The 19,553-nt window shown below is 61.2% G+C and carries 31 protein-coding genes; 20 read left to right on the forward strand and 11 right to left on the reverse strand.

Annotated features, from left to right (window positions below; translation table 11 throughout):
- Positions 1 to 38 precede the first annotated feature (38 nt).
- From FFM81_RS06375 to FFM81_RS06420, 10 genes are all read left to right on the forward strand, one after another.
- Positions 39 to 332, forward strand: coding sequence for a GYD domain-containing protein (locus tag FFM81_RS06375; RefSeq protein ID WP_003565370.1), 294 nt, complete (start codon positions 39 to 41; stop codon positions 330 to 332).
- 177 nt (positions 333 to 509) lie between these two features.
- Positions 510 to 1,247 (forward strand): DUF930 domain-containing protein, encoded by a 738-nt coding sequence (locus FFM81_RS06380; protein WP_138385003.1) that lies wholly within the window; start codon positions 510 to 512, stop codon positions 1,245 to 1,247.
- An 87-nt stretch (positions 1,248 to 1,334) separates the two neighbouring features.
- Positions 1,335 to 2,390 carry a DUF930 domain-containing protein gene (locus tag FFM81_RS06385; RefSeq protein ID WP_046154803.1) on the forward strand — a complete coding sequence of 352 codons (1,056 nt, stop codon included), beginning with the start codon at positions 1,335 to 1,337 and terminating at the stop codon, positions 2,388 to 2,390.
- Positions 2,391 to 2,483: 93 nt separating this feature from the next.
- On the forward strand, positions 2,484 to 2,645 hold the full coding sequence (locus tag FFM81_RS06390) for a hypothetical protein (protein ID WP_003565364.1): 162 nt from the start codon (positions 2,484 to 2,486) through the stop codon (positions 2,643 to 2,645).
- Entirely contained in the window at positions 2,642 to 3,430 is a 789-nt protein-coding gene (locus FFM81_RS06395) for an APH(3') family aminoglycoside O-phosphotransferase (protein ID WP_025416699.1), read from the forward strand. Before FFM81_RS06390 ends, FFM81_RS06395 begins: the two co-directional genes overlap by 4 nt.
- A 140-nt stretch (positions 3,431 to 3,570) precedes the next feature.
- Positions 3,571 to 4,377: an AraC family transcriptional regulator gene (locus FFM81_RS06400; protein WP_025416698.1), complete on the forward strand. Its 807-nt coding sequence runs from the start codon at positions 3,571 to 3,573 to the stop codon at positions 4,375 to 4,377.
- 84 nt (positions 4,378 to 4,461) lie between these two features.
- A complete protein-coding gene (locus FFM81_RS06405) occupies positions 4,462 to 5,361 on the forward strand; it encodes a DMT family transporter (RefSeq protein ID WP_138385004.1) in 900 nt (299 codons plus the stop codon).
- 3 nt (positions 5,362 to 5,364) lie between these two features.
- Positions 5,365 to 6,057 carry a B3/B4 domain-containing protein gene (locus tag FFM81_RS06410; RefSeq protein ID WP_138385005.1) on the forward strand — a complete coding sequence of 231 codons (693 nt, stop codon included), beginning with the start codon at positions 5,365 to 5,367 and terminating at the stop codon, positions 6,055 to 6,057.
- 82 nt (positions 6,058 to 6,139) lie between these two features.
- Entirely contained in the window at positions 6,140 to 6,538 is a 399-nt protein-coding gene (locus FFM81_RS06415) for a DUF427 domain-containing protein (RefSeq protein WP_138385006.1), read from the forward strand.
- Positions 6,539 to 6,617: 79 nt separating this feature from the next.
- A complete protein-coding gene (locus FFM81_RS06420) occupies positions 6,618 to 6,851 on the forward strand; it encodes a DUF6894 family protein (protein ID WP_003565354.1) in 234 nt (77 codons plus the stop codon).
- 151 nt (positions 6,852 to 7,002) lie between these two features.
- Here FFM81_RS06420 and FFM81_RS06425 read toward each other — a convergent pair whose 3' ends face one another.
- Positions 7,003 to 7,245: a DUF6894 family protein gene (locus tag FFM81_RS06425; protein WP_138385007.1), complete on the reverse strand. Its 243-nt coding sequence runs from the start codon at positions 7,243 to 7,245 to the stop codon at positions 7,003 to 7,005.
- Between the two features lie 130 nt (positions 7,246 to 7,375).
- Here FFM81_RS06425 and FFM81_RS06430 point away from each other — a divergent pair, with 130 nt between their 5' ends.
- The 7 genes from FFM81_RS06430 (at position 7,376) to FFM81_RS06460 (ending at position 12,056) form a co-directional block, all read left to right on the forward strand.
- Positions 7,376 to 8,095 carry a Crp/Fnr family transcriptional regulator gene (locus tag FFM81_RS06430; protein WP_025416695.1) on the forward strand — a complete coding sequence of 240 codons (720 nt, stop codon included), beginning with the start codon at positions 7,376 to 7,378 and terminating at the stop codon, positions 8,093 to 8,095.
- Between the two features lie 137 nt (positions 8,096 to 8,232).
- Complete coding sequence (locus FFM81_RS06435; RefSeq protein ID WP_138385008.1) at positions 8,233 to 9,453, forward strand: MFS transporter; 1,221 nt, start codon at positions 8,233 to 8,235, stop codon at positions 9,451 to 9,453.
- A 3-nt stretch (positions 9,454 to 9,456) separates the two neighbouring features.
- Entirely contained in the window at positions 9,457 to 10,125 is a 669-nt protein-coding gene (locus FFM81_RS06440; protein ID WP_245456695.1) for a DUF922 domain-containing Zn-dependent protease, read from the forward strand.
- 92 nt (positions 10,126 to 10,217) lie between these two features.
- On the forward strand, positions 10,218 to 10,571 hold the full coding sequence (locus FFM81_RS06445) for a DUF1428 domain-containing protein (protein ID WP_025416692.1): 354 nt from the start codon (positions 10,218 to 10,220) through the stop codon (positions 10,569 to 10,571).
- Between the two features lie 131 nt (positions 10,572 to 10,702).
- A complete protein-coding gene (locus tag FFM81_RS06450; protein WP_128399565.1) occupies positions 10,703 to 11,125 on the forward strand; it encodes a secondary thiamine-phosphate synthase enzyme YjbQ in 423 nt (140 codons plus the stop codon).
- A gap of 118 nt (positions 11,126 to 11,243) precedes the next feature.
- Positions 11,244 to 11,549: a hypothetical protein gene (locus tag FFM81_RS06455; protein WP_003565338.1), complete on the forward strand. Its 306-nt coding sequence runs from the start codon at positions 11,244 to 11,246 to the stop codon at positions 11,547 to 11,549.
- A 153-nt stretch (positions 11,550 to 11,702) separates the two neighbouring features.
- Positions 11,703 to 12,056: a hypothetical protein gene (locus FFM81_RS06460; RefSeq protein WP_003565336.1), complete on the forward strand. Its 354-nt coding sequence runs from the start codon at positions 11,703 to 11,705 to the stop codon at positions 12,054 to 12,056.
- 369 nt (positions 12,057 to 12,425) lie between these two features.
- Here the strand turns inward: FFM81_RS06460 and FFM81_RS06465 are convergent, their stop codons facing one another.
- Together FFM81_RS06465 and FFM81_RS06470 are read right to left on the reverse strand one after the other, a co-directional pair.
- The gene (locus FFM81_RS06465; RefSeq protein WP_138385009.1) at positions 12,426 to 13,376 is read right to left on the reverse strand and encodes an IS110 family RNA-guided transposase; all 951 of its coding nucleotides are present in this window, start codon (positions 13,374 to 13,376) and stop codon (positions 12,426 to 12,428) included.
- A 322-nt stretch (positions 13,377 to 13,698) separates the two neighbouring features.
- Positions 13,699 to 14,439, reverse strand: coding sequence for an SIMPL domain-containing protein (locus tag FFM81_RS06470; RefSeq protein ID WP_025416691.1), 741 nt, complete (start codon positions 14,437 to 14,439; stop codon positions 13,699 to 13,701).
- 304 nt (positions 14,440 to 14,743) lie between these two features.
- Here FFM81_RS06470 and FFM81_RS06475 point away from each other — a divergent pair, with 304 nt between their 5' ends.
- The gene (locus FFM81_RS06475; protein WP_164895991.1) at positions 14,744 to 14,920 is read left to right on the forward strand and encodes a hypothetical protein; all 177 of its coding nucleotides are present in this window, start codon (positions 14,744 to 14,746) and stop codon (positions 14,918 to 14,920) included.
- A 41-nt stretch (positions 14,921 to 14,961) separates the two neighbouring features.
- Here FFM81_RS06475 and FFM81_RS06480 read toward each other — a convergent pair whose 3' ends face one another.
- The gene (locus FFM81_RS06480) at positions 14,962 to 15,108 is read right to left on the reverse strand and encodes a hypothetical protein (RefSeq protein WP_003565330.1); all 147 of its coding nucleotides are present in this window, start codon (positions 15,106 to 15,108) and stop codon (positions 14,962 to 14,964) included.
- A gap of 253 nt (positions 15,109 to 15,361) precedes the next feature.
- On the opposite strand from FFM81_RS06480, the gene FFM81_RS06485 reads away from it, so the two are divergent.
- Positions 15,362 to 15,556 carry a hypothetical protein gene (locus tag FFM81_RS06485; protein ID WP_003565328.1) on the forward strand — a complete coding sequence of 65 codons (195 nt, stop codon included), beginning with the start codon at positions 15,362 to 15,364 and terminating at the stop codon, positions 15,554 to 15,556.
- Positions 15,557 to 15,828: 272 nt separating this feature from the next.
- Here FFM81_RS06485 and FFM81_RS33220 read toward each other — a convergent pair whose 3' ends face one another.
- From FFM81_RS33220 to FFM81_RS06505, 5 genes are all read right to left on the reverse strand, one after another.
- Positions 15,829 to 16,038, reverse strand: coding sequence for a hypothetical protein (locus tag FFM81_RS33220; protein WP_003565327.1), 210 nt, complete (start codon positions 16,036 to 16,038; stop codon positions 15,829 to 15,831).
- A 185-nt stretch (positions 16,039 to 16,223) separates the two neighbouring features.
- A complete protein-coding gene (locus tag FFM81_RS06490; RefSeq protein ID WP_003565325.1) occupies positions 16,224 to 16,376 on the reverse strand; it encodes a hypothetical protein in 153 nt (50 codons plus the stop codon).
- Positions 16,377 to 16,427: 51 nt separating this feature from the next.
- Positions 16,428 to 17,225, reverse strand: a complete 798-nt coding sequence (locus FFM81_RS06495; protein ID WP_138385010.1) for a DUF1236 domain-containing protein — start codon at positions 17,223 to 17,225, stop codon at positions 16,428 to 16,430.
- A 98-nt stretch (positions 17,226 to 17,323) separates the two neighbouring features.
- The gene (locus FFM81_RS06500; protein WP_003565321.1) at positions 17,324 to 17,719 is read right to left on the reverse strand and encodes a DUF1236 domain-containing protein; all 396 of its coding nucleotides are present in this window, start codon (positions 17,717 to 17,719) and stop codon (positions 17,324 to 17,326) included.
- A 127-nt stretch (positions 17,720 to 17,846) separates the two neighbouring features.
- Positions 17,847 to 18,119, reverse strand: a complete 273-nt coding sequence (locus FFM81_RS06505; protein ID WP_037091455.1) for a BON domain-containing protein — start codon at positions 18,117 to 18,119, stop codon at positions 17,847 to 17,849.
- A gap of 252 nt (positions 18,120 to 18,371) precedes the next feature.
- Between FFM81_RS06505 and FFM81_RS06510 the strand changes: the two genes are divergently transcribed.
- Positions 18,372 to 18,653 (forward strand): DUF982 domain-containing protein, encoded by a 282-nt coding sequence (locus FFM81_RS06510; protein WP_003565317.1) that lies wholly within the window; start codon positions 18,372 to 18,374, stop codon positions 18,651 to 18,653.
- A gap of 119 nt (positions 18,654 to 18,772) precedes the next feature.
- Here FFM81_RS06510 and FFM81_RS06515 read toward each other — a convergent pair whose 3' ends face one another.
- Positions 18,773 to 19,060, reverse strand: coding sequence for a DUF1236 domain-containing protein (locus FFM81_RS06515; RefSeq protein WP_003565315.1), 288 nt, complete (start codon positions 19,058 to 19,060; stop codon positions 18,773 to 18,775).
- Positions 19,061 to 19,155: 95 nt separating this feature from the next.
- Positions 19,156 to 19,383 (reverse strand): hypothetical protein, encoded by a 228-nt coding sequence (locus FFM81_RS06520; RefSeq protein WP_097537524.1) that lies wholly within the window; start codon positions 19,381 to 19,383, stop codon positions 19,156 to 19,158.
- Between the last annotated feature and the right edge of the window lie 170 nt (positions 19,384 to 19,553).

The following is a 19,553-nucleotide window of genomic DNA, read 5'->3' on the forward strand; positions in this document are numbered from 1 at the left end:
ACCTGCGTGGACTGGCTCCTCCGTTCAGGAGGTACGACATGACCACTTACATTCTTTTGATCGATTGGACGGATCAGGGCATCCGCAACGTTCGCGACTCGGCAAAGAGGCTGGACGCGGCGAAGAAATTGCTCGCCAGCGTGGGCGGTTCCTTCAACCAGTTCTTCCTGACAATGGGCGGGCATGACATGGTTGCCGTCTGCGAGGCGCCGGATGACGCGGTGATGGCGCATTTTACCCTCTCTCTTGCCATGGGCGGCAATGTCCGGACCGAGACGCTGAAAGCTTTTCCAGAGGCTGCCTACCGGGATCTGATAGGCTCGCTCGGCTAGGTGCAAATTATGGTTGTGTGATTTATATGTTGCAGAGCCTCGGCTGTGCTGGCAGTGTCGCGCCGTGCTTCAATTTCCGCGGCAGGTCTCCCGGCCTGATTTTCGGCAAGCTCCATGATCAAGGCGCTCCTCAGTTTCATCATCTCCGCCGATCATTCAACAGCTGCTTACTGACCGATGGAACTGGCGGCGGGCAAATGGGATGATGGGATCCAGCGCGGCGCTGCCGCGTCATTTGCGCTGCATGCCGTTGCAATCCTGCTTCTTCTGCTGCTGATGCCGAAGACCGAGCCGCCGCTGCCATTACCTGATGATGGTCTCTCTGTGGAGATTGTTCCGCAGTCTGTGGAGCCACTGAAACCGACCGAGCCGATCAAGGCGCCATCACCGGGACCGGCAAAACCTGAAGCCGCGCGGGCTCAAGCCGAAAGACCTGCGCCGGTTACCACTAACGCGCCCGCTGCGGCAATGCCGTCTGTGACGCCAGTCGCTCCGCCGGCACCGAGGCCGGCGGAATTCGTCGCGGCAAGCCAGCTGTTTTCCGACAAGGTGCTGGCCGATCCGCGCAGCCGGGGCGCCCGCGAAGCGCTGCGTGGCCTTGCCGGCAGTGAGCGCAATCTGCAGCTTTGCGACCTCGAGGCGCTGGAGCAGGTCCGCCGCGCGCGGCCGGATCTGCGGCCCGATACGCTCGCCCCCTACGCGATGGCGGCGGAGAAGGTCAGCGGCAACAATGTCGAGGTGAGGGGCGGCGCCTTCCGCAGCCAACGCAAGTGGTACAACATCCAGTTCAAATGCGGGCTCGATGCCGGCTCCGGCAAGGTCGTGTCCTTCGCCTTCCTCGTCGGCGATGCCATTCCAGAGGGTGAATGGCAGGCGCACGATCTGGTGGCGGACGACGGTGCCGCCGACCAATGACCACCACGATCACGAGGTTTTTTTGTTTCGTGGCTTGATGCTGCCGGCTTTAACAGCCACATCGCTGCTGTGACAAACGACGTGGAAATGACAGAGACGAATCACGCAACGGCAAAACAGCGGCCCGAATTCCGCTGGGGTGTTGCCGTGTCGGTGCTTCTGCATGTGCCCATCGTCGCGCTGCTCATTTTCGGGCTGCCGAAGATCGAGCCGAAGCCGCCCGAAGACGAGAGCGTGAAAGTAGAACTCGTCCCGCCGCCGGAGGAGAAGAAGCCGGAGGAAAAGCCCAAGGAAAAGCCACCGGAGCCGAAGCCCCCGGAACAGGCCAAGAAACAACCGCCGCCGCCACCGCCACCACCGCCTCCGCCACCACCGCCGCGCCCCGTTGAAAATAAGCAGGCAGAGCAAGCCAAGCCCGCGGCCCCCATGCCCAGCCTGAATCCTGTCGTCGAGTTCGGAGACAGGGATAGCGGACCGAAAAAATCGCCAGCGGGGAATTCTTCTCAGGGTGAGGTAAAGCCTGCGACGACGGCGCCCCAGCACGGAGCGAAGCCGGAACAGGCGCCTGCAGAGGTTTCGGCAGAAAAGCCGCAGACGGAGACGCCTCCGGCAAGGCCAGTTCCTGACGATGTGCAACTTCCAGAGGTCGCGACGGCCGACGTTTCTCCTGAGCGCAACGCGCCTCTTGCGGAAGCGACCGGTGAAGCCAAGACAGATATCCAGGTGGTCAAGCCGCCAGAACGGAAGCCTCCTGAGACAACGAAGACGGACGCAGAAAAGGACGATCTCGTAAAGGCCAAGACCTTGTTTTCGCAGTCAGCCGATGACGATCCTGTGGCGAAAATCGCGATGAATGGCGTGCCGCGCCGTAAACGTGTTGCCCAGCTGTGTAGAAGCGAACTCCAGCAACAGCTGATCCACGCTTCGCCAAGCTTTCAGCCAATTATTGTACCCAGTCAGGGTTTGTCACAGGGCACCGTTCTGGATCTCCGAGCCGCCTTCCGCACGGCTGAGGGCTGGTACGACGTCCACTTTCGTTGTGAAGTGGATGATGACGCTATGAAGGTTGTCTCTTTTGCATTTGATGTCAGCGGAGAAATTCCGCGCAGCCAATGGAAACGTCGGGGGCTTCCTGACAATTGAATTTGGAATCTGGATGTCAACAAGCCACACACAAGGAACCGCATCTAGCCTCTCCTCACGGCCGTAATGATACGGTGAAGAAGGGACAATGATATGTCGAACGAGATCGAGCGTTTTTTGGAGCGTCAGGATGAAGCCGTCAGCGCGCTGTTCCTGGAACACAAAGGCGACGAGCTGACCGATATTCTGGTGGCGGCACTTGAAGAGGCCTTCGAGATCCTTCTCGAAGCTGCCCCCGCCGAAACACTTCATTGACATTTCCCTGGACATTGCCGGCCGGACCGTTTGGCGACCGGCTGTCGGGCTACCGGTTGGAGCGGGATGGGCTCGGCCGTTCGGCGGCAAGCGTCTTCCGGCTGGAAGGCGAGGGCTTGTCGGCGCTCTATCTGAAGGTCGAGCTGGCGGGGACATTCGGCGAGATTGCCGATGAAGCGGCCCGGCTCGGCTGGCTCAAGGCCGCCGGTTTGCCATGCCCCGATGTGATCGCAGAACAAAGCGACGGGGAGCGTAATTGGCTGCTGATCGGCGCGCTGCCAGGCGCCGATCTCGCCAGCGCCTCGACGCTGACGCCGCTTGTGCGGGTCGAATTGCTGGCTGCGGCGCTTCTCGACCTGCATCGTCTGCCAATCGCATCCTGTCCCTTCGATCACCGGCTGGAGAACCGCGTGGCGGTGGCCAAAGCGCGGATGCAGGCCGGCATCGTCGACGAGACCGATTTCGACGCGGCGCGGCTTGGACAGAGCGCTGCGGCCCTATTTGCCGAACTGCTGCGCACGAGGCCCATCGACGAGGATCTCGTCGTCACCCATGGCGACGCTTGCCTGCCGAATTTCATTACCGCCGAAGAGCGGTTTTCCGGCTATATCGATTGCAGCCGGCTCGGCGTGGCCGACCGCTATCAGGATATCGCGCTCGCCTGCCGCAGCATCGCCCATAATTTCGGCGAAGCGCTGCTGCAGCCATTCCTCGATCGTTACGGGCTGACGGCGCCGGAACCGGCAAGGCTCGACTACTATCAACTGCTCGACGAGTTCTTCTAAGCGCCACGCGCTTTAGCTCCCTGTTTTTACGCATGTCGTGATCGCAAAACCGCGGCAAACTTTTGCGCGCCATGCTCTAGTCATTGCGCCATCTGCGCCCGGCTGGCAAAGTGGGCGGCGATCGGACCTGCGGACGAAACATGCCGAAAAACCAGTTCAGGATGCGGCGCTCGGCGCTGACGGGCGTCGAAGCGATGGAAGCGGAAACGCATCGCAGTTTCATCCGCCACACCCATGATCAGTTCGGCATCGGCCTCGTCTCATCAGGGGCACAGAAATCGCTGAGCGGCCGCGGCATGGTGGAGGCCGAGGCCGGCGATATCATCACGGTCAATCCGAACGAGGTGCATGACGGTGCGCCGATCGGCGAAGGGCGGTCGTGGCGCATCCTCTATTTCGATCCGGAGATCGTCACTGGCCTGTCGCAAGAGTTCGCCGAGGGTGGGGCAGGGCGGCAGGAAATCCCTTATCCCGTCATCCGCAACAGGGCGATCGCCGCCCGTTTCGAAATGTTGTTTGGCGCGGTGACTGGCGGCGGAGCGGCCAACGGGCTGCTCTGCGAGCAACTGCTGCTGCAGCTCGTCGCCGATGTCATGCGGGAACGCGCCGGCGGCCACGAGCGGCCGCCGGTGCCGGGCTCCATCCGCGCGGCCCGAGACCTGATTGACGACGATCCGCTTGCCGCCGTCTCGCTCGCCGATCTCGCCAGGGAAAGCGGGCTCAGCCGCTTCCAGGTGCTGCGCGGCTTTGCCAAGGCGACGGGATTGACGCCGCATGCCTATCTCGTCCAGGCCCGCATCCATATCGCCCGGCGGCTGATCGCCAAGGGCATGCCGCTTGCCGAAGCAGCCTTCGCCAGCGGCTTTGCCGACCAGAGCCATATGACACGGGTCTTCGTGCGCAAATACGGCCTGTCGCCGCGGCTCTATGCCAGCGCCTTTCCGTAAGAGCCGGCGTCGCGCCTGCAATTTCGTTCAAGACCGCGAGAAGCCCCTGCTGTTTGCTCTGCGCTCCCAACAGGAGGCGTTTGAATGTCGAGGCAGGTTCAAGGATATCTCTATCTGGCGCTGGCCATGGTGACGGTGGGAAGCACCGTCATTGCCAGTAAGCTCATCGCATCGGGCTTCCCGCCATTTACCGCCACAGCCCTGCGTTTTGCGCTGGCTTTCCCTGTCCTCCTCGTGCTGATGCGGGCAAGCGGCGGCCGGCTGCCGAAGCTCTCCGGGCATGACCGCCTGATCCTCGCCATTCAGGCGGGTGCCGGCAGCGTTGGTTATACGACGCTGCTGATATCAGGCCTTGGCCTGACCTCGGCCGCCGATGCCGGCGTCATCATCGGCACGCTGCCGGTGGTCTCGGCGGCCATTTCCATCCTGCTGCTTCGTGAAAGCCCTGGGCGCGGTCTGCTTGTTGCCGTGGCGCTTGCGACGGCGGGCGTGTTTTCGATCGCCTTCACGCCGGGTGCCGCCGGCGGGTCGTTCGCCGGCAATGTGCTGATCTTCTGCGCCGTCGTCTGCGAGGGTTTGTTCATCCTGCTGAACAAGAGGCTGAAGACTGACATTCCGCCGCTTGCCCAGTCGACTGTGATGGCCGGCATCGGCTTTGTCGTCGCTGTCATCCCGGCGGTTTTCGAGGCGCCTTTTGCACGCGATATGTCCACAAGCGCCGTTATTGCCGTCGTTTATTATGCGCTGGTGCCGACGGCCGGCGGCTTCCTGCTCTGGTATGCGGGGGCGGCAAGAGTGAGCGGCACGGAAGCCGCGCTCTTCACTGCGGTCGCTCCGGTCTCCGCCGTCATCCTTGCGTTCCTCATCCTCGGCGAACCGATCGGGCTCAATCAGATCGCCGGCATTGCCTGCGTATTGGCGGCCATGCTCGGGCTTGCCTTTGCCGGCAGCCGGGCGGCGATGAACATATCTGGAGGGAGATAGGCCATGCAGTTCCATCATTCCGATGCGATATGGCAGGCGTTTCCGGAGCTTCGTGCCGGCGCGCTCCATGTGGACGATATTCATGCGGATGCCGAGGTCGAGAAGGCGATTGCGGGCTTCAGCGCGACCGCCAGCGCCCGGCTGGCCGCCGCGCAGGAGGGCGAATTTCCTGAAATACAGGCGTGGCGGCGCGGCTTTTCCCGCATGGGGCTGAAGCCGACGCAATATCGCTCGGCCTCCGAGGCGCTGCTGCGCCGCTTCCGCCAGGAGCATGGCCTGCCGCGCCTGCATCCGCTCGTCAATCTCTGCAATGCGATTTCGCTCGCCTTCGCCATTCCGATCGCCGTCTTCGACACCGAACGGATTGCGGGCGATCTCGAGGTTCGGCGGGCCGGCGGCCACGAGACCTATCTGACCTTCGGCGGAGACATCGAGCATCCGGAACCTAACGAGGTGATCTTCGTAGACGGTGAGGAGAGGGCGCATGCGCGGCGCTGGACAAACCGGCAGAGCGGTCTGTCGGCGGTGCGGCAGGAGAGCCGCTCGGTGCTGATCGTTGCCGAGGCCCTGCATGCTTCTGCCGACGAGGATATTGGCAGGCTGGTCGCAACGCTGGCAGAGGCGCTGGCGCATCACTGGCCGGCGGCGCCGAAAACCGCCATGCTGAGCCTGACATCGCCGCGTTTCGAATTCTGATACATGTCGTCGCGAAAGGTCTTGGGCTGGCGGCATGCCCGCCCTATCTCGGTGAGATCGATATCTCGTGGAGACGAACCTCATGTCAGACAAATCGATCAAGATTCCGGGCCCGGATCATCCGATCACCGTCGAGCACAATCCCTGCCGTGTCGTCGTCACGCTTGATGGCAAGGTGATTGCCGACAGCCACGATGCGCTGACGCTGCGTGAGGCCTCCTATCCGCCGGTGCAATATATTCCGCGCCGGGATGTGGAGATGTCGCTGCTGCAGCGCACCGATCATGCCAGCCATTGCCCCTATAAGGGCGACGCCGCCTATTACAGCATCATTGCGGGCGGCGAGCGCTCCAGAAATGCCGTCTGGACTTACGAGGCGCCGAATGCTGCCGTCAGCAGCATCAAGGACCATCTCGCCTTCTATCCCGACCGCGTCGACGGCATCGAGGAAATGGCCTCTCCGGAGGCCGGCACCTTCTGACCATGGGAGATGGGCCACGGTTGCGGTCGGGAACATGTTGCTTGCGGGATCGTTAGACTGATCTAGCGGGGGATGGGTCGTGCCGAAATTCTACTTTCAGCTCCTTGATCGTGATGGCGTCGGGGCGACCGAGACAGGATATGAATTCGCCTCCATCGAGGCCGCGAAAGCGGAGGCGCGGCGCGTGCTGGCGGAGATGGCCGCCGAAGGCCTGCCGGCGGAACCTCTGAACATGCTGTCGGTGGAACTCTTCGACGAAAGCCGGCGGCCGCTTGCGGAAATCCGGCTGATTCTCGAGGAAATCGCCAAATAGCCGCGGCCGGTGTACTGCCTGCTATGTTGGCCAAGCGATGACGCGACTATGTCAAATTTAATTGCCGGCCATGAAGGCGGGTCTTAGCGTCGCGGCGACCGAGTCGGATGGTGCGGAGAAGATCGGTGTCAAGCCTGAAGCGGCGAATCTATCAGAGGACGTCGAGCCATTCATTGTTGAAGACCAGGCTGGCAACCGTCACCGGGTCACCGCTTTCGTTGCGAACGGTGACGGCGATGATGGTGCGATCACCCGCCGGCAGTTCGTCGCGGGCCACATCCAGCAGGATGCGGGTGACCTCTTTGGGAATATCCTCGCGTGATCTGAGCTCGGTGCCGTGCTCGTCGCGTGTGGGACCTTCGCCGTTATGCAGATCGAAAAAGTAGCGAGCCATGTTTTTTCCTGTGCGTCACAGGGAGAAATTACAGATGAAGACAATTGTTCCCGAGGCTAGGCATTGATTCTTATAGAAAATACAGGTCGCATAGTCATGGTCTCCTCGTGTGCCATCGGTGGGCAAGCCCGTGATTGAAGCCCTGCTGCTCAACCTTGGAAGCCGCGATGTGCTTTCGGCCGAGGAGGAGAACCTACTCCGGTCGATCCTGATCAAGGACAGGCACTTCGCTGCCGGAGAAGATATCGTCCCCGAAGGCAGCCGCCCGCCCTACAGCACGCTGCTGCTCGATGGTTTCGCGGCGCGCTACAAGGTCATGGCCGATGGCAGCCGCCAGATCACCGCGCTGCATGTCGCCGGCGATTTCGTCGACCTGCATGCCTTTCCCGTCAAGAAAATGGATCACGGCATCGTCGCGCTGTCGTCCTGCCACGTCGTTTTCGCCGACCACGGCGATCTCAGGGCGATCACCGAGCGAATGCCGCATCTGACACGGCTGCTCTGGCTCGATACGCTGGTCGATGGCGCCATTCACCGCGAGTGGATCGTCGCCATGGGCCGGCGCTCCAAACGCGCCCATATCGCCCACCTCGTCTGCGAGCTCTTCGTGCGGCTGCAGGTCGTCAAGCGGACGCGGGGCGCGAGCTTCCAGTTTCCGTTGACGCAGATCGAGATGGCCGACGTGCTCGGCGTTTCCGTCGTCCATCTGAACAAGACGCTGCAGGCGCTGAGGCGCGAGGGCGTTTTCACCTGGGAGAACCGGACGATCACAATCGTCGACTGGGAGCGCCTGCAGGAAATCGCCGAATTCGACTCCGCCTACCTGAACATCATAAAGGAGCCGCGCTAAGCGCGTCGCATGCACAATCCGGTGACATCGGTTCATTCCAATTGACAAACCCTCTATCGGGGCAGAACACCATTCGCACATTCACGAAAAATCTCCTGAAGGCCGCTGCCTCCCACGTCGGCCGGTGACATCGCAACATGGACATATCCCAAGGCCCGCGGAGCGTTCTTCGCCACCCCGGCTATCTGAACTTCGCTGCCTCCCGCGTCTTTTCCTCGCTTGCCTTCCAGTCGATCGGCATCGCCATGGGCTGGATGATCTACGACCAGACGCACAGCGCCTTTGCGCTCGGCCTCGTCGGCCTCTGCCAGTTCCTGCCGATGGCGGCGCTGACCTTCGTCGTCGGCCATGTCGCCGACCGGTTCGACCGGCGGCGAATCGGCCTCATCTGCCAGTTGATCGAGGCGGTGACGGCGCTGGTGCTGGCGGTTGCCACCTGGCAGCAATGGCTGACGCCGGCCGGCATCCTTGCCGCCGTCACCGTGCTCGGCGCTGTCGTCGCCTTCGAGCGGCCGACCATGGCTGCGCTGCTGCCGAACATCGTGCCGGCTTCGCTGCTGCAGAAGGCGGTCGCTACCTCCACCTCGCTGATGCAGACGGCGCTGATCGTCGGCCCCTCGCTCGGCGGCCTGCTCTACGGCCTCGACCCTGTGGCGCCCTTCGCTGTTGCCGCGCTGCTCTTTGCCGTGGCGAGCTTCAACGTCATCTCGATCCGCATGCAATGGGCGCCTTCCAAACGCGAGCCGGTGACACTTGCCTCGGTCTTTGCCGGCGTCTCCTTCATCCGCAGCCGGCCGGTAATGCTCGGCACGATTTCGCTCGATCTCTTTGCGGTACTGCTCGGCGGCGCCACCGCGCTCCTGCCGATGTTCGCCCGTGATATTCTGCATGCCGGCCCCTGGGGACTGGGCCTCCTGCGCGCCGCACCGGCGATCGGCGCGCTTGCCATGTCGATCGTGCTTGCTCGCCGGCCGCTCGAGAGCAATGTCGGGCGCAAGATGCTTGCCGCTGTCGCCGTGTTCGGCCTCGCCACCATCGTCTTTTCGCTCTCCACCAATATCGTGCTTTCGGTCGCCGCCCTTCTTGTCGTCGGCGCCTCCGATACGGTGAGCGTCGTCGTGCGCAGCTCGCTGGTGCAACTGCTGACGCCGGACGAAATGCGCGGCCGCGTCAGCGCCGTCAACTCGCTATTCATCGGCACCTCCAACCAGCTCGGCGAATTCGAATCCGGCATGATGGCGGCAGCACTCGGCCCGGTCGCCACCGGCCTCGTCGGCGGGCTTGGGACGATCGCCGTCGTGCTGCTGTGGATGCGGCTCTTCCCCGCTCTTACCAAGGTAAAGACGCTGCAGGGCTGAAACATGCATGGCGCGTTGAAAGTAGTGGCGGCTCCCGTTAGGGTCCGCGCGAACGATTATTCGGCGGGGCAACGCGTGACGAGAGCTTTTCTACCCTATGCATTGGCGGCGGTTTTCGCCTGCGCGCCCGTTGCGGCGCAGGCCGAGTGGCAGGTGGTCGAGGAAGTGCGGCCCTATTCGATATCAGGCAAGTCAGGCACTGAGCTCTACGAGTCGATCGGGGCGCGGGGACCTCAGGTCGGCATCGGCCGGGTCATCGCACATACGACGTTCAAGCTGACCTGGACACGGAAATACGAAGCGCAGGGCACTTCCTGCGTCATCACGACCAACCGCCCGAAGCTGATCATCACCTATACGCTGCCGAAACCCTCGGCTGCGCTGCCGCCGGCCGTTGGCGGCAGCTGGGGGAGCTTCATCGCCGGCGTGCAGGCGCATGAGCGGGTGCATGGCGACACCATCAAGGAGATGGTCAAGGAAATCGAGGTGATGAGCATCGGCCTCACCGTTGCCGACGACCCCGATTGCAAAAAGATTCGCATAGAGCTGACCCGGCGCCTCGGCGAGATCTCGGCGAAGCAGCGTCATCGCGGCCGCGACTTCGATAAGGTGGAAATGGGCGACGGCGGCAATATCCAGCAACTCATCCTCAAGCTGGTCAACGGGCCCTGACTGCCCTAACGAGGCTGGCGGGCGCGTCATCCCTGGACCTGCCCCGCCGCGCTCCTATCTCTCACCCCAGCGCGAGAGGGAGGAGCAGTGTGATGTCCTATATCGACGGTTTCATCGTGGCGGTGCCGAAGGAGAATATCGAAGCTTATAAGGCGTTCTCGACGTTTGCCGGTTCGATCTGGAAGGAATACGGCGCGCTCGAATATGTCGAATGCATCGGCGACGACGTGCCTTATGGCGAGCTGACCTCCTTTCCCCGCGCCGTGCAGGCCGAGGAGGACGAGGTGGTAGTGTTTGCCTGGATTGTCTACCGGTCGCGGCAGGAGCGCGACGATATCAACGCCAAGGTGATGGCCGATCCGCGGCTCAAAGGCGATCAATGGCAGATGCCCTTCGATGGCAAGCGAATGATCTACGGTGGCTTCGAGACGCTGATCAAGCTTTGACACGGTGTTCGCTTTGACTTGCCCCGGCAAGCTTGACTTGCCCCGGCAAGCTTGACTTGCCCCGGCAAGCTTGACTTGCCGCCAGTGACGCGCCACCTCGCTGCGATAAGATTTCGAGACGGGAGAGCGCCTTGCCCCAGACGATCCTGACCCTATCCACCCGCGGACAGGGCCTTTATGAATTCACCGATCAGGCGGACGCCTTCGTCAACACCTCGGGGCTGGAGGAGGGGCTGCTCACCGTCTTCGTGCGTCACACCTCCTGCTCGTTGCTGATCCAGGAAAATGCCGATCCCGACGTGCGCACCGATCTTCTCACCTTCTTCCGCCGCCTGGTGCCGCCGGCCACCGATCCTGCGATGGGCTGGGTCGTGCATCGGGCCGAGGGGCCGGACGACATGCCGGCGCATATCAAGGCGGCGCTGACGCAGGTCACGATCGGCATTCCCTTCGCGCGCGGCCGGCTGATGCTCGGCACCTGGCAGGGGCTCTATCTCTTCGAACATCGCGACCACCCGCACCGGCGCGAAATCGTCCTGCATCTCAGCCCCTGAAAGGATTAATCCTTGTGAATGAAAACTGAATGGGTGGTTCGAACACCATTCAGTTTGCAGCGTCTACTGTCGAGGCAATCCCTGAAGGGAGAGCCTATCAAACCGACGGAGACACTCCATGACGCATTTCCTCGCCAAGGCCTCGCTGGCCGCATTGCTCGCCCTCTGCTCCATTCCGGCCACGGTTTCCACGGCGGCAGCCGCCGGGCCGCAGACGAACTTCGTCGTCGAGGCGCAATATCATCGGCCGATCCGCGGCTGCTCGCCGATCCATGCCGTGAACAAGGCGCGTGATTTCGGCCTCCGGAGAGCCCATATCACCCGCATGTCGCCCCGGGTCGTCGTCGTCGCCGGTCGCGACCGGCGCGGCTGGGACAGAATGGTCTTCGCCAATGTCCGCGGCTGCCCGCTGATCCGGCGCTGAGCATCGAGCGGCGAGCGCCGACAGGCGCTTGCCGCCGTTTTGCCTTGACGGCGCCACTTTCAGCCGTCTCTTCTCTAACCCGTATGAGTGATTCCCGCGGAGAGCGGGGGAGGGCGGCTCGACCGCACCGACTATAGAATGAAAGGTTTTTCGATGATGCAGTTTTTGGCAAAGGCGGGTCTTGCCGTCATGCTGACAGCCGGCACCCTTGCCGGCACGGTGGCGCCTGCCGCCGCGCAGTTGAATATCATTATCGGCGATCAGGACCGTGACGCGCCGCGCGACTACCGCCGTCCGCCTCCGGGTTACGAGCGTCCGGGCTTCGACCGCCGGCCGCGCGGCTGCGATCCGCGTATGGCCGAAGATATGGCCCGCGATTACGGCTTCCGCCGCGCCCGCGTCGTCGACGTCACGCCCCGCCGCGTCATCGTCCAGGGCTGGACCCGCCGCGGCCCCGGCGAAATGAGCTTCGCCAACGTCCGCGGCTGCCCGGCGATGCGCCGCTGATATCAAGTAGAATACCGCCTCGTCTCCCCGATGCGGCGGCACTGCATAATTTCTTAGATCGGAATCGATCTGAGGATAAAATTATGCAGCAATTCAAAGTGTTGCGGCGTCCTTAGCACGTCCGAAAGACGTGCGGCGCTGCAAAACCGCCTTTGCCAGTCTCCCCGGATCGGCAAGGGCGGTTTTCTTTTGTGAGTCCGGCGTCGTCTTCGCCTACTGCCATAGCTGCGGTTCGACCGCACGACTGCCCCTCACCCTAACCCTCTCCCCGTAAAAAACGGGGCGAGGGGACGTGCCAAAGGCAACGTGGAGATGGAGGAGGCCGGTGCGCCATATCCCCTTCGCCCCGCAAGCGGGGAGCAACCATGTTTAATTTTTGCTGTATTGTGGCGTCCATTCGGTCTTTCGAAAGAGGATTGTGTTGGCGAGAGCGATGAGTTTTCGGGCGACGGCTATGACGGCGCACAGGTGCTCCTTTCCGCTCTGACGCAAGCGCGTGTAGAAAGCGGCGAGATCCGGATTGTGCCGGGTTGCCGTGAATGCGCACATGAACAGGCTCTTTCGCAGGCGTTCGCGACCACCCTGGATGCGGCGTCTGCCATGATGTTTTCCGCTATCGTCGTCATAGGGTGCGACGCCGGCAAGGGCGGCGATCTCGGCGCGGCCGGCATGGCCGAGTTCGGGCAGCCGAATGATCAGGCACAGTGCGCTGCGCAGCCCGATTCCCTTGATTGAGATCAGCAGATCGAGCCGTTGCGCCAGGTCACAATCGTTGCGAACCGTCTTTTCGAGCCGCAGCAGATGGGCCTTGCGACAGGTTTCGAGGCGGGCGACCTCGCGCGCGTGACGGCGTTTGATCGGCTCCGACAAGGCGGTCTCGGCAAAGGTCTTGACCAGGGCGATCTGCTGCTCGATCTGTTCCAGATAGGTCAGTTCGGCGGCCAACTTGTCGAAGCGTGCGTCCGGCAGCGCCGGCAACTGCTCGAGACTTGCCGTGAAGAGTGCAATCAGCGCGGCATCGAGCCGGTCGTTCTTGGCTCGCTTGAGCCGGCTCTTGGCGAAGAAACGCAATTGTGCCGGCTGCAGACGCGCCGCCGGCCGCTCGCCGGCCCGCAGATGCGCCAGCAGCCGCCATTCATAGCCGCCAGAAGCTTCGAAGCCGATGCGGCTGACGTCATGCTCTCGAAGAAAGGCGTCAAGCGCCGTCAGGCCAGCGGTGTCGTAAGTGACCCTCAGCCTTGCGTTGCCGGGATGGAGGGCAATGTCGAGATGGCTTTTGCCGACATCGATTCCGGCACAGATCATGCTATTATCTGTCATCTTCGTCGTCCCTGTCTTGGATACGAACCCCAAGGTTCCTGCAACCACACGGGCCAGATGAAGAGCCGGTTGCGATCCTGCTCCCCACAGCCCCAAACGGCTAAGAAGGTGACGATCCGACAACCAGCTGCCGGGCGGGCGGCCACCCGCCCGGCAAGCATCAATATCCTACATTTTCATCATCCAAGAAGGTGCCGGCAGGCGGATGAGGGGCTGATCTCACCGATCTCCGAGGCCGGACGGGCCGTCACGCTGAACTCTTGCTCGTCAATTGTCAGCAGTCTGAGCGCCGCGCGTCCTCAAAGACACCGGCACCCTCATTTTACTGCTCAATCGCAAAAGTCACAGTGACGCTGACACTGTAATTGTTCTCGCCGCCCTGGACGGGAACGGCCGCATCTGAGGCTTCTTTCATCATCGTGGCGCGATAGGCCGGCTGCGGCATCGGGCGAGGAACATTCTCGTTGATCTCGATGATGCGGCCGAGCTTGACGCCGGCCGCTTCGCTCAGCGTCTTCGCCTTCTTCACCGCCTCGGCGACGGCATTCTTGCGCGCCTCTTCGAGGGCTGCTTGCGGCTTGTCGTTGGTGAACTGGATGTCGCCGCCCTGGTTGATGCCGAGGGTCACGGACTGGTCGATCACCTGTCCGAGCTTGGCAAGATCGCGCAGCCTGATGGTGATGGAATTGATGGTCTGGTAGCCGATCAGCTGCGGCTGCTGCTGCTGACCATCGACTGGCTGCGGATAGTTGTATTGCGGCTGGATGGAAAAACCGGAGGTCTGCAGATCGCGCTCGGCAATGCCGCCGTCCTTCAGCGCCTTCAGCACCTCGTTCATCGCCTTGTTGTTTTCGTCGAGCGCTTCACGGGCGGTCTTCGCCTGCTTGACGACGGCGAGGTTGACGACGGCCATATCGGGCGCGAGGGCCGATTCGCCATCGCCCGTCACCGAAATCACCGCCTCACGCGGCTTTGCCTCCTGCGCCAATACCGGCGCGGCGGAGCCAAGCGGCAGGGCCAGAAGGGCAGTCATCAGAAGAGTCTTGGAGAGAATCGGCGCCATGTTTCATTCCCTAGTTGTCGTTTCCCGGATGAACTTTCTGTCGGTTGATTGTGAAGCTATTGCGGCGGAAGGGAACCGTGAGCCTCATCGCGGGAAAAATATGTGGGTCCTCAGGGGGCTCCTCCTTCCCCTCTCTCATTCCTGTGCTCGTCACAGGAATCCAAGGCGCCCAAGTCTTTGGGCGCGGAAAACTCGGCTTTCACATAGAAGGGTCATTCACCGCGCAGACGCGCAGTGGCTGGATTCCTGTGACGAGCACAGGACCGAAGGAGGTTGAGGGTAACGCCTTCGTCAGGCGCCGTTTATGGACGGCATGACCATCTACCGGCATATGGCGCCGGCCGCGAAGACCGAGACCGGCACGAATTTCGCCGGCCTGGTCGGCAGCTCCACAGTTTCCGAGAATAATCGGTTTTCTTATTTCCTGGTGGGCGGATGGCGACGCCCGCGGTCAACTGAGGGCCCGCGCCAGCCAGGATAAGGCGTTTGCCTCACCCGGCGGCCGGCGGACGCATTGTAGGGTCAGGCGCCGAAATCATCCATGAAGGAGGGATGGATCGCAGGCTTGCGCTCTTCGCGGGTTTCGCGAAAACGCTGCGGAACCGCACCGAGACCGGTCACAAAACGGGTCAGGAGATTGCGGTTGAAAAGTTTCTGTATGGCACTCATCACAGGTCGCTCATTCTTCTTTTTGTTAGCCCGCGGCATATATTTTGCTCAGGCTGCCATAACAATGGGCAATTTTGCATGACAGTTATGTGACGGTGCATAGGCTTGAAAAGATGGGCTGAAAGGCGATCAATTTAGCGTTACGCGAGGCCGCAGAAGGCAGTCGATTGCCATCAATCAATGCCTGCATTCGCTATGGCGTGGTAGATTGCTTGGCCGGGGCAAAGCCACGCCCCTCCGAGGAGACGCTCAGATGAACCGATTTTTCGCATTTATCGCGACCGGAACGCTGATCAGCCTTGCCACGATCACTTCGGCCTGCACATCCACAAGCCCCGATCAGACTTCGTCGATCGGCGGCGGTTATTACCATTACGAGAGCCAGCCGCTCAATCCGGCCTGTGGAGGCGGGTTCAGGCCCAGCGACGGGCGGTCTTGTAGCTATTAGAAAAGAGGGCCAATCAACACAACGCCGTGGGACGACGTCAGCAGGTTTGCCGGCATCGCGCGGGAGCCGATGTTCGCCCCGACATCGTCCTTATGGCCCAATCCATGCTTGGCTTTCCCGAGGCCGAGCGATCGGAATCTCCACAGGTTTAGACTGCGGCTGGACGATTGCGACCAGCTGTCTGCGGCCGGCGCGCCGAGATAGTCGGATCTCCGGCTTGGAACGTCTCGTCCGACATCACCGCTTTGGACTTCTGCGTCTAAAGTTATCAGTCAGTGAAGCCCTTGCAGTCTGTTCCGTCGCTCTGCCAGCAGTTCATTTCGAACCAAATTCCTGGCATTGTCCGAGAGACCGTCCGGCCCGAACAGACCAAGTTCGGTAAATCGCGCTTCGATTTCCTTTGGAATGCTATCTGCCTCGTGCTGGCAAAGGCGCACAAGCCATTTCCATTCGTCGCTAGTCATATCCCTGTGCACGACCATGAATTGCTACCCCTCCCGAGGACAACGACATCCATCAAACAGTACCACAACTTCGATCGAAAGGCAGGTGGCTCGACGACCGGGTCAATCACGCGCATATCCATGCGCAAAGCGCGACCTCGCTAGGATGACCAAGCGCCTCAACGGGGAAGCGCGCGCTCTGCGCTCAGCATATTAAAATGAAATCAAGGCCCTGCCGAAGTAGCAGGGAGCCAGACCCGAGCTGATGCCTGATGGCCTGATGACAGTGCCAGGCTGCCGACAATTGCGACCATGGCAATCAGGATGACGATGATGGGAAACGCGAGGCCGGACGGCTTATCTTCATGGTAGATCATTGATTGCTCCTGCGGCCCGGCGACGCATAGGACGCCGCCGGGAAACGCGTGTTAGGCCTCGATGATGTAGACAATGGTGAGAGCGTCGGGATCGACGATGACGATCCTGCCATCCGCAAGGATGAAGAAGCGGTAGCCTTCATACTGCGGAACGATCTTCACGATGCGCGTCGGCAGCCGTTCAAGCCGGACCTTCTTCGGGATCGCCGTACCGACAGAGATGGTGAAGTCGACCTCCTTCACAGGCGCAACATGAACCTCCTTCACCACCGTTCGAATCTCGGTCTGCTGCTCGACCGAGATGTTGACGCTGGTCTTGGTGTTCGTCGTGGTGTTGTCGACGTTGGTTTCAGAAGAGCTCTTGTTTGTTGTCGTGGCGTTTTGGTCTGTCGACTGCTTCGACGCATCGCCGCTTTCCGAAGTGCTCTTCGTGCCTGTGGTGGCCGAGCCGCTGCTATCCGTGGTGCCGGACTTGCCGGCGGGCTTCTGTTCTGTCGTGGTGCCACCGCCGCCGTCTTTCGATGCAGGCTTGGTTTCTGTCGAAGTCTTGCCGGATGCACTTCCGCTCGTCGCGCCATCGGTCGAAGGCTGCTCGGCACTCTTTTTCACGTCGGAGCCCTGACCGGATTTCTGCTGCGATGACTGGCCCTTGCCTGGGCAGGCTCCGGAAGCGTCGGGGGTGCAGTCGGCGCCGGTCTTGGCAGAGCCCGACTGGGCGCCAGCCTCCGTGCTAGGCTGGGCCTGTCCGCTGCTCTTTGTGTCCTGCTGGGCCGCCACCGGCAATGTTGCAAGTGGGGATACGCTCAGTGACAGTGCTGCCACGAGCACGGCGAGATGGTTGCCTTTCATGATCGATCTCCGAGGTTTGTGCATACGACGACCCGCATTCGATGCGGTGCAGGCATGCCGTCATTTTTTGGAAGGAGGCGGCTGGAGCCGCCCGTCGGTCACTGGATGACCTGGATGACCTTCCGCGAGGAAGGTTCGACGATCACACGCTGATCGTTGACGATCGCATATGCATATTTCGGATCATCGGGAATTGGCGTCACGACGACGGTCTCCGGCAGGGGCTGGCCGACGACGACCTTCTCCTTCACCACGACGCGTTCGGTCGGGGTCGGAGCCTGCTGAACATAGGTCACAACCTGCTGAGGCGGCGGATCAATGACGCTACCTGCCACGCCGCCAACAATGCCGCCGACAGCCGCACCGACCGGGCCGCCGACGATCGCGCCCGTTGCAGCCCCACCAACGGCGCCTGTCACCGTCGATGACTGTGCAAAGGCGGATGTCGATGCCAACAGGACACCGACGGCAATACCTACAACTTTGATATTCATTTGTTTTCCTCTTTAGATGCGGTTGGTTCCGCTGCAGAGCCAAACCGTCGAATAGAGGAACTGTTCCAAAGCTAAGACTTGATGCCGGGGCTCAGCCCGACCTTGGTCCTAACCGCATTTGGATATATTACTGCGTGGGGAAGCGACTCAGCATCCGATCCTGGACGTTCTCGCGGCCAACGATCATCGCTGCAAGCGAGATGGCTTTCTCGCGGTCTGCGGCGTTTGTTATGTAGCCTTCGAGCAGGACCACCGGGCCGAGCATCCTGATCTCGATGGCACTGCTGTCGATATCCTGATCAGCGGAAAGCGCCGCTTCGATCGTCGCGATGGTCGAGGCCGAACTATGGCCTTGGGAGCAGCACTCTTCATGGTTGGTGTTGTCGGAACCGAACTTCATATCGTCCTCCTGTTCCGTCCCTCCACGGACCGTCATGTTACCTCAAATCTAATATGAGAAGCGGGGTCTAAGGCCGCCAGCCCGACTTAAGTCTGTCTTTCCTTCGGCGCCATCCGGCTTAGGTTCTCCTGATCCTTGTTGAAAGGACATCAGGGAGGTTTTAGCCATGTTGCTGAACTCCAGTCAGAACCTCCCTGATGAAGCGTTGTCGATCCATGTCGGGCGCTTCTTGGGCATAAAGGGCGGCTATTAATGCAAACGGTTGGTATCGTGGATTGGCATGGAAGCGAAGATTTCGCCCCTCTTATGCTTGTGATGAGCGGTCAGGAAAAGCATAGGCTGATCCGATCACTTGGCGAGGTTGCCGAGGCCCTTGTCGCCGCATGGCCGGCAGACGACGGCAGGGAATATATTGCGGCCGTAAAAACCTGCCTGGATGCCATTCAAGGCAATATCCCCGCAAAGACAGCGCGTGACGCGCTCATTCGCGCGGCGGAGGAAGCCGGAATTCCCGTGATTGCCGCCGTCCACTGACGAGATGCCGCAGACCATATTTGTCAGTCGGGGCCGTTCGGCCGTGGCTTGGCTTATCTTCCAGATGGGCCTGCGCAGAGAACTCGCGGGCCTTGGAAGAGGCCCGCGGTTCTTTCAACTTATTCGACGACCTCAATGACTGCGCGGGTCTTCGGATTGACGAGCACACGCTTTTTGTTGACGACCACATAACCGTAATCAGGTTGATCGGGGATTGTGTGGATCTCGACTGTATCAGGAAGCGCCGTGCCGACTGCAACGTCACCTTCAAACATGACGGATGGCGTTTCCTGTTTGAGGACGTAGGTTTTGACCTCGCCAGGAACGACGACCGTCGTAGTCTGCGCGACCGCCGCTCCCCCGAGTGTCAAAAACAGCGATGCGGCAGAGATGAGCAGTATTTTCATGTTATCCTCCAGGACCTTGAGTGTCCGGGCACAACGCTGCCGATAAGCTATCGTTCCGCCCCTACACGAAATGCCTGCGGGCATGTTCGGAATACTCATGTCTGCCTTTGTTTGTTGGCAACCCGCGCGAGTAACTGTTCCAAGCTGTCTTCGTTCGTGACGCCATGCTGATAGAAATAGATGATCTGGGTTGCGAGCTCGTCGCAGGCGTCGCCGCCCGTTATGTGTCCGGTCGCGCAGATATGATCGAAGACCCTTTTGCAGATCACAATATCTTCGTTCTGCAATGGTGCATCGATCGCAGCGAAATGATCTCTGGTCATGGTGAACACCCCCAAGAAGACGCGTCAGTTTCTACCATCGAGCCTGAACGCAGGATGAAGGCGCCCACGCCAGTCTGTATGGTAACGCGCAGCCCCCGCCTAACGTATGGCGTAGTAGAGCTGTGCTTCACGTTGTTCATCTAGCGTCGGAACGCGAGTTTCAACCAATA

Source organism: Rhizobium hidalgonense (assembly GCF_005862185.2).
GTDB lineage: Bacteria > Pseudomonadota > Alphaproteobacteria > Rhizobiales > Rhizobiaceae > Rhizobium > Rhizobium hidalgonense.